This is a genomic window from Bacillus safensis FO-36b (assembly GCF_000691165.1).
GTDB classification, from domain to species: domain Bacteria; phylum Bacillota; class Bacilli; order Bacillales; family Bacillaceae; genus Bacillus; species Bacillus safensis.
Genome location: NZ_ASJD01000010.1, coordinates 62452 through 75806, shown reverse-complemented (window position 1 = coordinate 75806; position 13355 = coordinate 62452). Strand labels below are relative to the sequence as shown.

The 13355-nt window shown below is 39.8% G+C and carries 11 protein-coding genes; 3 read left to right on the top strand and 8 right to left on the bottom strand.

All coding sequences use genetic code 11. The features are described 5' to 3' along the window. Positions 1-14 precede the first annotated feature (14 nt). The 4 genes from BA81_RS16365 to BA81_RS16350 form a co-directional block, all read right to left on the bottom strand. The gene (locus tag BA81_RS16365) at positions 15-1055 is read right to left on the bottom strand and encodes an NAD(P)/FAD-dependent oxidoreductase (RefSeq protein ID WP_034283741.1); all 1041 of its coding nucleotides are present in this window, start codon (positions 1053-1055) and stop codon (positions 15-17) included. Positions 1056-1208: 153 nt separating this feature from the next. Next, positions 1209-1838 carry a rhamnogalacturonan acetylesterase gene (locus BA81_RS16360; RefSeq protein WP_025093483.1) on the bottom strand — a complete coding sequence of 210 codons (630 nt, stop codon included), beginning with the start codon at positions 1836-1838 and terminating at the stop codon, positions 1209-1211. Between the two features lie 152 nt (positions 1839-1990). Further along, complete coding sequence (locus tag BA81_RS16355) at positions 1991-2455, bottom strand: DUF6884 domain-containing protein (RefSeq protein WP_034283739.1); 465 nt, start codon at positions 2453-2455, stop codon at positions 1991-1993. After that, the gene (locus tag BA81_RS16350) at positions 2456-3001 is read right to left on the bottom strand and encodes a VanZ family protein (RefSeq protein WP_034283737.1); all 546 of its coding nucleotides are present in this window, start codon (positions 2999-3001) and stop codon (positions 2456-2458) included. A gap of 176 nt (positions 3002-3177) precedes the next feature. Between BA81_RS16350 and BA81_RS16345 the strand changes: the two genes are divergently transcribed. The 3 genes from BA81_RS16345 (at position 3178) to BA81_RS16335 (ending at position 4497) form a co-directional block, all read left to right on the top strand. Beyond that, on the top strand, positions 3178-3756 hold the full coding sequence (locus tag BA81_RS16345; RefSeq protein ID WP_034283762.1) for a TetR/AcrR family transcriptional regulator: 579 nt from the start codon (positions 3178-3180) through the stop codon (positions 3754-3756). An 81-nt stretch (positions 3757-3837) separates the two neighbouring features. Further along, on the top strand, positions 3838-4182 hold the full coding sequence (locus BA81_RS16340; RefSeq protein ID WP_034283735.1) for a DMT family transporter: 345 nt from the start codon (positions 3838-3840) through the stop codon (positions 4180-4182). Continuing rightward, entirely contained in the window at positions 4183-4497 is a 315-nt protein-coding gene (locus tag BA81_RS16335) for a DMT family transporter (RefSeq protein WP_034283733.1), read from the top strand. It abuts the gene before it with no gap. 93 nt (positions 4498-4590) lie between these two features. Here BA81_RS16335 and BA81_RS16330 read toward each other — a convergent pair whose 3' ends face one another. The 4 genes from BA81_RS16330 to BA81_RS16315 all read right to left on the bottom strand — a co-directional run bounded on the left by BA81_RS16330 (position 4591) and on the right by BA81_RS16315 (position 12914). Then, positions 4591-5403 (bottom strand): leucine-rich repeat domain-containing protein, encoded by an 813-nt coding sequence (locus BA81_RS16330; RefSeq protein ID WP_034283730.1) that lies wholly within the window; start codon positions 5401-5403, stop codon positions 4591-4593. A 419-nt stretch (positions 5404-5822) separates the two neighbouring features. Further along, complete coding sequence (locus BA81_RS16325; protein ID WP_034283728.1) at positions 5823-6149, bottom strand: hypothetical protein; 327 nt, start codon at positions 6147-6149, stop codon at positions 5823-5825. Next, on the bottom strand, positions 6142-6744 hold the full coding sequence (locus tag BA81_RS16320) for a class D sortase (protein ID WP_034283726.1): 603 nt from the start codon (positions 6742-6744) through the stop codon (positions 6142-6144). Before BA81_RS16320 ends, BA81_RS16325 begins: the two co-directional genes overlap by 8 nt. Positions 6745-6761: 17 nt before the next feature. Then, positions 6762-12914: a SpaA isopeptide-forming pilin-related protein gene (locus BA81_RS16315; protein WP_227001706.1), complete on the bottom strand. Its 6153-nt coding sequence runs from the start codon at positions 12912-12914 to the stop codon at positions 6762-6764. Between the last annotated feature and the right edge of the window lie 441 nt (positions 12915-13355).

The following is a 13355-nucleotide window of genomic DNA, read 5'->3' as shown; positions in this document are numbered from 1 at the left end:
GTTATTTGAATGATTTAACGAGCTCCAGCCGTTTGTAATTCTTTGTTTTTCTCTTTAAAGCGTTCGTTATGAGAGGAAACGTACGCCACTTTTTCAGCTTCTGGTTCGATGTAAAGCTTCGCGCTATTCAGTGCATTGACTCCATCAACAAACGTGCCGGCAATTAAGCGGACCTTGCTTTTATGTGTACACAAGTCGCCTACCGCATAGACCCCCGGTAAATTGGTTTCCATTTTTTCATTGACCTCGATCAGTCCCCATTCACCTTGCTTAAGACCCCATTCCGATAGAACGCTTAAATCGCCTTTCATCCCGTGATTGACGATCACAGCATCTGTTTCGATTCGTTCTTTTTCACCTGTCTCTATGTTTTGAATGGTGACCGCAGCAATTTTGTCGCCTTGACCATGCAGCTCTGTTAGTTCATGCGGGGTTAAAATTCGTTTGCAAGTTGCCTTCATGTTGGCGACGTTTTTCTCATGTCCGCCAAACATGTCTCGGCGATGCACGACGGTGACACTTTCAGCAATCGGTGCAAGAGCATTGGCCCAGTCAACCGCTGAGTCGCCGCCTCCAGAAATCACAACCCGCTTCCCTGCAAATGTCTTAAGCTCCTGGACAGTGTAATAAAGGTTTGTCACTTCATAGCGGTCTGCATCCTCGATTTCAAGTTTCCGCTGAACTGGAATGCCGTGACCCATCGCTAATATGAGGGTCTTTGTCAAATGACGATCACCATTTTCAGCCGTCAGCAGGATATGATTATGTTCATCTCGCTCAAATGACGTGATTTTTTGATTCAGTGCAATCTCTGGTTCAAATGTTTTCGCCTGTGTTTCCAGCTGCTGTATCAGCTGTTCTCCTCTTGTTGGCGGCAAACCGCCGACATCCCAAATGACCTTTTCAGGATAAAGAAGGATTTTCCCGCCAAGGCTTTCGTTGTACTCAAGTACCTTCGTCTTTAAGTCCCGCATCCCACTATAAAAGGCGGTGTACATGCCTGCTGGACCGCCGCCAATAATGGTGACGTCAAACAATTCAAGCTGATCTGTCATTTGAGTCCCTCCAGTTTTCCATCGAATGATCTATTTTTCAGTGATATTGATTCTCATTATCATATGTGTCTATTGTAGTCTACTCTAGTGAAGGGAATCAATAGCTTTCTTCAAAAAAAGAACAGGACGAGCGCTCACTCGTCCTGTCATCCATCACACAATGGTTAAACCAAGGTCTTTTAATTCAAGAGAAACAAGTCTTGCAATCGCATCTGCGCCTTCTTTTGTAAAATGCGTGCGGTCCTCAATTCCTGTTGACAGCATAAAGTAAGAAGTCGTTTTCTCTATACCGGAAATTTGATAAAACTGAAGGCTTGCCGTATTTAAATCAACAAGAAGGACTTCTTCTTCATCAGCTAGTTCTTTCATAGCGGCACAGTAATCAGGAAAATCATTGATAAATTCTCCGTCTTTTTCATGAAAACGGCCGACTGGCGTGAGTAAAAGTGGTGTTGCCCCCTTTGCTCTTGCTCCATGAATATATTGAGACAGGTAGCTTTTATACGTCGTGAAAGGATCTGTATGCCGCTCAGGCTTTTCCTTGGAAGCATCATTGTGCCCCATTTGTGTGAAAAGCCAGTCTCCTGGCTGAATGTCAGCCAATATGTCATCAAGGCGTCCTTCTTCAATGAATGTTTTTGAGCTTCTTCCACCAATGGCACGGTTCTCGACGTTCACCCCTTGCGCTGTATAGCGGTGTAAAAACTCTCCCCATCCTCCTTGAACAGGACGATCTGGATATGATGAAACGGTCGAATCACCAGCTAAATAGATGGTTGTCATGTTCATACGCCTCCCTTTTTCATTGAGCCACTTCACCCGAGCGATACGGGCATCCTAGTGGCTGCTGAAAAGATATGAAACAATCAGCATCGCTATTTCAATTATTCTCTTTTTAATGATCAAAACCCTGCTTACCGGTAGATGTGAATGTGTTAAATATGCGGCGGAAGTTCTATTTTTGATTCCACTGCTTGATGTAACGCCTGAAGCATGTAGCCAATTCCTTTATATGGAGCCAGCGGATAATTTGCTTTTTGATGAGGCTGTAATAAAGGGTGGATCACTTTTCGATATTTCTTTCCACCTAGTACCACCAATTCATCATATGCGAAAAGATTTTTTTGATGAAATTGCTGGCTCAGTTCTTCTCGTGTGATCTGCTTAGCATGGGGTGTACCAAAAGCAACATCATAATTTTCATGTATGATATCATCTGCCTTTAAGAACCCGTGCTTCGCTGATAAGATCATCCAGTCTGAAAAAAAAGTTTGGGCATAGCTTTTCGTACGCTGATGCAGCGGACTTAAATAAACGAGGTTCGCCGGCTGGCTCCCTGCTTCTGGATCGACGTCCCAAATTTTCTTCGCGCCACATGGAATGATACAAACTCGCTTCACTCAGGTTTTCTCCTTCCTTTTTCGATAGATCTGATACACGATACAGCCTAGCGCTGTGCCAAGTGTATTTAAAAGAATATCATCAATATCGCTGCTTCTTGTAATGATACCAGATTGTGAGAACATCCATTGGAGCAATTCGATCATGGTTGACAGGAGAAAGCCACCAAGAACCGCCTTTTGCCAGCGCATGGTTCGAAAGGCTTGATATAGAAAAAAACCGAGTGGTACAAATAACAATATGTTGCCTGCTAAATTTAAAAAGACAAGATTTGGATAGCCGTGATGGTAGGCGTGAAGATTTTGATAAATGGACTGCAAAGGCAAGAGATTAACACTCACCTGATCTCTTGGGGCGGAAAAACGATTTGGAAAGACCGTCAAATATAATAAAACATTCGTATAAATAAACAGACTGGCAAGAACCAATTCTGTCCGCAAATAAATAAAACGATTGTGCTTTTTTGCCTGTCTGTATCTCATATGTAAATAGAGCGGGACGAGCAGGAGAAAATAAGCAATGGAAAACATAGCACTGGATGTCATACAGAAAGCTGCCCCTTTCTCACATGATGATGCTTGACCATATTTACAGCTTATTCAGGCTTGCCCGCATCTATTCATCACTTATTCTCACATTCAATGAAGAGAAAACCATATTGACAAATCGTCATTTTCTCGCTAAACTGAATGACATTCAGTCAGTTAAGGCCGGTGATGATATGTCGAAACGAGAAAAGATTATGCTTGCTGCGATTGACGCGTTTAAAGAAAAAGGAATCGAAAAGACGACCATTTCGGATATTGTGAAAGCAGCAGGAGTAGCGCAAGGAACGTTTTATTTATATTTTCCTTCAAAGCTTTCCGTCATGCCTGCTATCGCTGAACATTTGATCGCACAGATGGTGCCTGCGATCGAAAAGGAATTAACTCAGCATGCAGATGTCCTCGATCAAGCAGATGCGCTTGTTGAATTCATTTTCGCTTTTACAAGGCAATACCGTGATGTCCTTGCCTTGACCTACTCAGGCTTAGCCGCCACCGAGCATTTAAAGGAATGGGAAGATATTTATGAGCCAATTTACAAATGGGTCGCTGCTTTTTTAGAAAAAGCAAAGCTGGACAAAAGGGTCCGTGCGAATTTGAACTGTCAATATGCAGCCAAATTCATTATCGGTTTACTTGAATCTTCTGCTGAGCAAATGTATTTATTTACGGAAACAGATACAGAAGAGGTTCTGATTCAAAAGCGAGAGGTGAAGCAATTTCTTCTTTACGCACTTGGCTTAGAGACACCTTAACTTAGTACAGCACTTGCTGTACGCTCTTTTTTGGTTTCAAAATGACGATTCGTCATTTTTTAAGTTTTAGGAGGAAATACGATGAAAAAAAGCTGGATGTATGTTGCACTCACTTGTTTATTCGAATTACTTTGGGTGTTTGGTTTAAATAGAGCTGATGCTGTGTGGGAGTGGGCGGTCATTATCTGCCTGATCCCGGTTGATTTTTATTTTTTAATGAAGGCCTGCGAGAAGCTGCCGACAGGGACTGTGTACGCCGTGTTTGCCGGAGTTGGAACGATTGGTACGTCATTGATGGATTATGCGCTGTTCGGCGGTTCGTTTTCATTAGAGAAGCTCTTATTTATGGGCATTTTAATTCTCGGAATTATCGGACTGAAAGTGTCTGATGGAGATGCACATGAGCAGAAAGGAGAAGCGGTATAAATGGGCTGGTTTTTTGTACTGTTAGCCTCTGCCTGCGAAATCGGCGGAACCATTGGCCTCAATATGTTTAGTAAGAAAAAGCAATTCACGACAGGCATTTTATTTGTCGGCGGGTTTGCCTTATCCTTTTTGTTTTTATACGCCTCGTTCTCATCCGTTCAAGTATCCGTCGCCTATACGGTCTGGATTGGACTTGGAACGGCGGGCTCTGTCTTGTTTAATATGATTCTATTTAAAGAGCCGAAAAACATGATTCGTATACTCAGCTTGCTGCTGATTGTGATTGGTGTGGTTGGGCTGAAGCTGTTTGCGTAATTGAGTCACAAGAAAGAAAAAGTTTATGATGGTATTAGCCATTACAGTAGCAATAGAAAAAGCAATGGAGTTGATTTTCCATTGCTTTTTAAGTTAATTTATATACTTTTCTTGGTACGCTTTAAATTGTTCTTCGTATTTTTGCAGCTTTGCCCCATCAACTTTTGAATTTAATTTCGGTTTTCGCTTTCCAATCACCATCACATCTTTATCTACAATAGGACTTGATAAAAAGATGTATGGCGCAAAACGATCACACTTCGTATTTGGGAGGGTTACGGATAACCTGGCATATTCTTCTGTCGGGAATTGGTTCGAAATTTCAAGTTCCTTGAGTCCCACTAATTCCGATATCGGCTCTAAAGACTCGTCCTTCACTTTTATATTTGATAAACACAGATATGTTAAATTCTTGAGGTATCTTAAAGGTTGAAGAGTATTTAAGTTTAATGAATTAAAAAGACCGCCTGACAATTCTAACCATTCTAAATCAGTTTTTTTCTGCAAAGGGGCTATGTCATTCAACTTTGAAAAATCTGTTATGGATAAAGTTTTTAAAAAAGTGTTTTTTGATAAATCCCATAAACTTTGTGCCTTTGTATTCCATTCAAGTGCCAATACCTCAACATCTTTAAGAGAACTGATGATTGATAAATCTTCTACTCTCAGTTCACGCATATAGAGCATTTTGGGATTAACTAAGCTCAAGATCGTATTGAATTCCTTTTGGTTCACTTTGTAAATCCACAATTTCGTCAGATTAGAAAAAGATTTCAACCTTTCAATATTTTTTGTTTTTCCTGTGATTAACAACTCAGTGGAATTTTCATCTACATTGGCTAAATCATGAGCAACTTCTGGTCGTTTATCATGATGAAAAATATATTGGGGGTCTTCTTTTAGCATTCTTCTACCTCCACACCTATAATTAGGGAATATCTAAATAAATTTTATCAGTATTTTGGAGTCAACACATTATTATCTTTAGCACTTTCTGATATTTCTTCTGAAGAAACAGGGGAAGGGATAAAAACTAGATGATCTTCTTTGGTCGTCAATCGTGATTATGACCTCTGTTTTCTATCCATTTTATAAAATCTTTATCATCTAAAATATGGAGCAGTCATTGGAGACTATCTGCTAGGCAGCGGACTTCTACCAATTGATATGCTAATTTTAGTAGATAATAAAGTTAGTAAAATGCCTATATATAAATAAAAGAACTCTAATTCTTATCCGAATTAGAGTCCTCATGATATGACTGATTTTATTTTTCTACCTTAAAATCGAACCCGTTCATCAAAGCCTCTTTTTTTATTTCTCGTTTAATGGGTATCTTGCTGCTCAAGCAAGAAATCCATTGCGTAAATCGATTCGCCTTTCTCATCCAATAAAAAGTACACAATCAAAGGCTCTCCAAAAGCTGCTGTCTGCTGCGCGAACAAAACACAGGTGAATTTTTCAATACCAACTGGCAGCTTTCTTTTTAATAAAGGGTGGAGAATAGGCGAAGCCCGAATTGTATCTACATCAACATCCCAACGTTCGTTTTTTAAAGTTGGATAATGCTCTGATAACAATTGGTGTAACATGCTGGTCGTGAGCGCTGCTTTTCCATCGTATCCATCATTTATTATGTTGGTGTTATACATCCGATGGCTGCTCACCCTTTGAAGCGTTGATTCGTATTCCTTTTAAGACAAATCGTTTCTGACCATCAAGTGTACAAGTGATCAATGTCAGTTCATTTTTCCCGCGATCCTTTAGTACATCCACATCCGTCGGTTCAATCGTAGCTGAGCTGACAATTTTATATTCGTATGTTTCAGCTTGATGATGTAAGACGACTTTTTCTCCTTTCGGCACCTCTGGCAGCTGACGGAAAAGACGATCGCCTCTATACCCTCTATGCCCTGCAATCGTGAAATTCCCTTCACCTGGCATTTGATGAGATTTAATTTGAGTCAGTGCTATACCTAAATTTTCTTTTGTTGTAACAGGAAGCACTTTTTCGTTTAAATCAATTGACGGGATCTCTAGCTCCATCACATCTCGCAGGTCTTCTTCTGACACAGTTAGATGTGGGATAGTAGAAAGAGCATCACTGTCATTTTCTTCAATCATCTTTAATGCCTGTTCCATTGCCGCTGTCTCTTGAGAAGTTCGCCACTCATATAGAAAAGGAACGGAGGTGAGCATTAGCCCTGCGACCACCAAAAAGCTGCCTAATAAGGTTCTTTTTTTCATCAATACACTCCTTCCTTTTACTGAATGGTTCTTCTTCTAAGAACAAGGAGAACAGTTCCAGACACTACTAGTAAAATCCCTGCATACATCATATAACGCAGCCATTCTTCTCCAGTCTTTGGCAGCTCACCGTTTGAGTCATGAGGCGGATGCTGATCCCCTTGATCTGAAGCTGGAGGATTCGTGTGATCCTCTTCATTCTTCACTGGTGCATTTTTCACAATCATTGTCTTGATCTCCACTTCGCCCATTTGAATTGTAAAAGCGAGCGGCTTCTTTAAAGCTACATAACCATCTGGTGCTTTCGTCTCTGTGAGTATATATTCTCCAGGTGTAAGCCCTTTGACAATCGCTTCTCCGTCTTTTCCTGTTGTCACAGATTTTATGGTTTTCCCGGCTTTTGTACGAATGTCAAAGGCTGCCCCTTTTAAGGTTCTATCTGTCTGCTGGTCTACCTTTATGATACGCAGACTTCCTAAGATCAAGTGATTCTTCGCTGTTAATTGAAGCGGCTTCTGTTGATTTTTCTCAATTGTGAATAGGATCGGCTGATGATCCAATTGATAGCCATGAGGTGCTTTCGTTTCAACGAATTGATATTGTCCCGGTTTTAAATCGTTGATGTGAAGCTTGCCTTTTTGGTCCGTTACAAGTGATTTCTTCAACGTTTTTCCTTCTTTACTCAGAAGAGCAAACTCTGCATTTTCCAGCGTATGTCCCTCATCATCCACTTTGGTCAGTTCCACTGCTCCCGGCGTCAGCTTGTTAATCATTTCTACTTTTGCTGGTTTGTCTTGACCTAATCGAATCGTAAAGGTGACAGGTGTCTGATCCAATTCATAGCCGGCAATGCTTGCTGTTTCGACAAATCGATAGGTGCCTGGCTTCAGTTGATCGACTGTTAGTTGACCGTTTTTATCTGTCTTTAAGTCTTTCTTTATACGTTGATCGTGCTCATCAAGCAGATCGAAGGTCACTCCATTGAGCAACTGACCATCTTCTCCTTTTTTCTGAAGCTGCACAGCACTTGTCGTCCGAATATTTTCTTTTGTCACTTTCACCAGTTGTTGAGGATTGAAATCAATCTTAAAGTCTACTGGTTCTGCATCAAGTTTATGTCCAAAAGGAGCCTTCGTTTCAACCAATTGGTAAGCGCCTGGTTTCAAATCGTTGACACTGATAATGCCTTTCTCATTGGTTGTTAAACCTGACATCAATTCTTTACCATCGTCATTGAAAAGGGTAAATTCTGCGCCTTTCAGTCTCTCTTTTTCTTCCCCTATTTTGGTGAGTTCTACAGAACCTTTCTTGAGCTGATTGATGGCCTCCACTTGAATCAATTCTTTTTGACCTAATTCAACTTGAAAGGCAAGTGGTTTCTTACTCAATTCATAGCCTTCAAGACTCTTTCTTTCAACAAATTGATAGGTTCCAGGTTTTAAACCTGTGAAGGTGATCTTTCCATCCTGATTGGTTGTAATCCCTTCTCCTCCTGCCACTATCTTTCCTTTGGCATCAGATAGGTCAAAGACAACTCCTTCTAATGATTTCCCATCTTCTCCTTTTTTGTGTAACAGCACTCCGCCTGTAGTGCGGCTATTTTCTTTTGTCACACTGACCAGTTTCTCAGGGTTAAATGGAATAGCAAAAGTGACAGGTGTTTCGTCAAGCTCATGACCGAATGGAGCCTTCGTTTCAACAAACTGATAGGTTCCAGGTTTCAGATCGTTGACGATGATCTTCCCGTTCTGATCAGTGACGAGACCTGTTTTTATCTCTTTTCCATTTGCATCTACAAGCTTAAATTCGGCTCCTTCAAGCACATCATCCTTTTCACCGAGCTTTGTGAGCTGGACAGCTCCAGTTTTAAGATCATTGATCACTTTGATCTCTGCTGGTGTTTTTTGTGCGACTTCGATGGTAAACGGATAAGGTTTATTTTTCTTTTCGTAACCATCAATACTCTCTGTCTCTACGAGCTGATATTTGCCCGGTTTGAGGTTATCGACAAAAAGCTTCCCATCTTCATCTGTTGTCAAATCTTTACGCACAACTTCGTCATTTTGATCCCTGACTTCAAAGCGAACACCTTGAAGTTTCTCGCCATCTTCCCCTTCTTTCATCACTTCTAATGCACTTGTTTCATATAGGTTCTTTTGCGAAATGACGACTGGTTCCTTTGGATCAAGTGGTACTTCAAATTTGATTGGTGTTTCATCTAACACATAACCATCTGGTGCTTTTGTTTCAATGAGCTGATACGTACCCGGTCTTAGTTCGTTTATCGTGATCTTGCCATTTTCTCCTGTGACAAGCGAACCTTTTAACTCATGCCCGTCTTGATCTAATAGCTTGAACTGTGCACCTTCTAGTCTCTCTCCGCCTTCACCTATTTTGCTCAATTCTGCAGAGCCTTTGATGATGTCATTTACGGCGGTTACAGTTGTTGTTTCTGTTTGATTTTCTTTAATGGTGAACGGCCATTTTTGCTGATTTAATTGATAGCCTTTCGGTGAGTTTGTCTCCACAAAATAATAGGAACCTGGCTCAAGATGTTTGAAAAGAATTTCTCCTTTTTCATCCGTTTTCAAATGGGTTTGGACGGTCTCTCCAGATTCATTTTTCAGTTCAAATTCTGCATTCTCTAATGCAGCACCTGTCTCTTTGTCTTTTTTCATTAATTTGACATGCTGGCGTATTTCTTGGTTCTGCACCGTCATGCTATTTCCTGTTTTCGCTTGATCTCCTGATTCGTAAGGCTGATCAATCGTTACATGGATCGGTTCCTTCGTCTTAATATAACCATCAGGTGCTTTCTCTTCTGTCACGATATAGTCACCATACAGAAGACGATCAAATCGAAGAGCTCCTTCTTCATCTGTTGCCTTTGTTCCAATGACGATACCACTCGCAGCATCTGTCAGAGAAAAGCTTGCTCCTTTTAGCGCTTTTCCAGTACTTGCATCTACCTTTTTAATGGTTAAAGCACCAATCGCTCCTGTGCCATCTCCCATGCCAGCTGTGCGTTTGACCACAATTGAGGCTTCGGATTCCTTTTTGATTTCTTTTACATTTTCACCTCTAAACGTTACTTCGTTTTGAAGTGTACTTCCCACTTTATCTAAAATGAGAGATTGGTATTCTAAAATATATGGTCTCGTGATTTCTTCTTTAAATTTAATTTGAAAAGAATCTGGATCGAATTCAAGGTCTAGCTCATAATCCTTCCCTTTTTCCAGCTCTTCTCCTTTTGCCACTTGCCCCTTTTCATCTATTGTCGTCGAATAGAGATGAAATGAGTTTTCTATTATGGCTTGGTTACTGCTTGGATGATCTATGATCGTCGCATCTTGGACGGTTGATTGACCAAAGTTGATATTCAGTTTCCAATCAATGACTTTCCCTTGTTGATTTCCTGATTTGCTCGTGTATTTCCCTCCATTTGGAATGGACACTACAGCATTCACGTCTGATTCTTTTGTCTGTCCATCATAAAGGGTCGCCTTATTATCGTAGGTTTTCTGTACTAAATCCATTCCTTCAACACTTGTTTGATACGTGATTTTGTATGGGGAATCAATGGCTTTTTTGAAAATGACTTCGAAGCCTGTTTCTCCCTTTTCATTTTCAAGGAATTTGATGTCATAATGTTCTTTCGCTAATACCTCTTTTTCTTCTGCTCCATTTTCCCCGCCTTGTAAATCAAGCGAGTAAACGGTGATTGAATCTTTAAGCAAACGCTGATTTCCTTGAATGAAATCCTCGATTTTCGCCTCTTCTAAATGTTTCAAGTTATAGTTCACACCGATATTCCATGTGATCTCTTTTTTCTTTGCATCATAAGTTCCGTTCTTGAATCCATTTGACTGCGTGTATGTGTCAGGCGTGAAGACAGATTGATTTTCCTTCGTCAAATCCTTGCCATCTTCATTTACCCATTCAAGCTTTACGTGATTACGAAGGTTCTTTTGATCCTTATCTGCTCTTTTTTCATAATCAAAAGCCGTTGTATATGTGACGGTATGTTCTGTGTTTATTTCTTTCATAAATTGAATATCAAATCCATTTGCATGTTCAACGATTAGATAGTCTGTGCCTTCTTCAAGCACTGAATTGCCTGTCGTTACTTTTAAACTATCTTTTTGCAGCGTCAATCCTTCGTTTGTAAACGTATCTTTTAATATTAGATTGTTCATCGTTTGTTGATCTTTGTTGAAGGTGATACGCCATGGAATGGTCTTGTTCTTGTAATTCGGTGTTCCATGACTTTTCGTTAGGATTTGCTGGTCAATTCTTTGCTTCCCTTGTTTGCTCTCTTTGCCAGCTGTTACAGTATTGATAATCTCTTCAGCTTCAAAAATCCGCTCGGCTGCTTTCGTTTGATAGGTGATGAGATAAGCTGATTGAATATCTTGATTGAATTGCAAGGTAAACCCGTTTTGTTCATCCTTTTTTTGAGGTTGAACTACATAATTTTCAAACGCTTTAGTCCCTGCTTCGTTGCCATTTTGATCAATTGTGACTTCTTTGACTTGAAATGAATCAGAAATCAGCGCCTGTGTGCCGTTAAAGTAGTCTTCTAACAAAGCGTCCTTTTGAGCCAGCTTTTTTTCGTTATAGTTATATCGAATTTCCCATGTAATTGTTTGTGTGACTGGATCGTAGTGAGCGGCTTTTTTATTTAAAGGACTGCCTCTTGTCACATTCACTGTTCCTTCTGCTGAACTGATCACTTTATCACCAGAAACAAGGGACGCTTTATTACGAAATGCAGATTGATCCTGATTCGTAATATCCGTTTCATACATTAAACGGTAAGCTAGATGAACGTCATCTTTAAATTCAATCGTGAAATCTTGACCATCTGCTGTTTGGCCAATTGTGTAGTGGTTTTCGTCAAGCAGCTGACCAATCGATGTTTCGCCATTTAGCTTTGTATCAATACGATAAAGCTTAATTGAATCTTTTTTCAACGCCTGACCTTCTTGAATCGGATCTAACAGTTTCGCTTGTTTCACATCTTCTAAATCCATATTAAAATCTACTGTCCATTGAATGGTTTCAGCATTGTAAGTTCGATTTGGTTCTCCCTTTTTAGAGACATTTGGGCCATTTGGAATGTATTTAATCGGGATGGATATTTTATCCTTTCCTTCAATCGGGGTAATGACCACTTCTTTTTCTTCAGTAATGACAGTTTTTTTATCTAATTGCGTCCACACTTGAAGTGTTCCATGAATATTTGAATATTGTTTAATAAAATCAGTGAACTCGATGGAGGCATTTCCGCTTTCATCTACAGAAAAATAACCAATGGTTGCCTGATTAAATTTCATCTCAAGACGATCGATTTTTTCATAAATCACTAATTCCTCTGGAACCTTGAAATGGAATTCATCCCCGCCATTATAGCTATGACCGTTCGGGATGGCCCACTCATAGTTAATGGAAATCAGTGAGTTGATATCAGGCTTTTCAACTGAATTTCCTTCCTGATCTTCAAATATTAATTTCGCATCAGTGAGGAGATTTTCTTGTATCAGCATTTGTTTTGAAACACTTTGCAGCCCTGCACGCTTGGACACGCTCACTTTGTTTTTTAGTAATTCATCTTCATCGTTTTGTTTCGTTTGAGCGGCTTCTTGATTGTTAGAAGCTTTATCTTTCTCAGATGAGATTAAGTCATCTTTTGGAAGACTTTCTTCACCCTTATTTTGCTTTGTTTTCTCTTCTTGCTGAGTAGTACTGGTGACATCGATGTCAATTGATCCTTCTAAATTTGGATCGATCTCAACATCTTCTTTAAATGTCACCGTCACTTCATTTTCTTTTGAAACGGTATACTCGCCAACAGTTATGTCACCCACAGTAATGGGTTCCTTCTGCTCCTTCTCTACCTGGATGGCTGAAGGAAGAGTGAGAACATACGGATATTGTTTTTTTAGATCAATTCCTTTTATAGACCAATGTACAGTGGCCTTTCTTACTTGCTGATCTTCCATGCTTGATAACTTATTGCCTTCGCTATCAGCAAACTCAATATCCCCATAAATGTTTTCATGAATTTCTTTTGCTTGTGCCCCTGCTAAAGGCAAGATTCCTAATATACTAGACTGTATGACTAGCACTGTAATGAGTGCCAGCGACAATATTCTTTTCAATACATCCACCCTTTTCTAAAATTAATTTTCAACAACGATAAAAAATCATTCGTATACTGTCAGATCAATCACTCCGCTTCTGATCAATATTTTCTAAAAATTGCACCTTAAGACCCTATGAATAAAATGAGTTGATCAATCATGAGCTTGAAAGGTCATCATGAGTAGTGGTTAGAGTAACTGGATTGGGGTCTATAGAAATGGGGAATAGTGAGAGGATCGTGAAAAGATTAAATGTGAATTTTATATTTATACTGGAATGAACAATAAACGATGTGTACATGCATATATAAGCATGTATTCACATATGGTTCGTTCATATGAAGAAACAAGCATGTATCATATCGTATGTAAGGTGAGTCAGTTCAGCATTATATAAATCGCATTCCTTTCTACTCCCTTTCATATGGTAATCAAAAAGCTGCTGCGTTTTATTCTTACATTTACCGT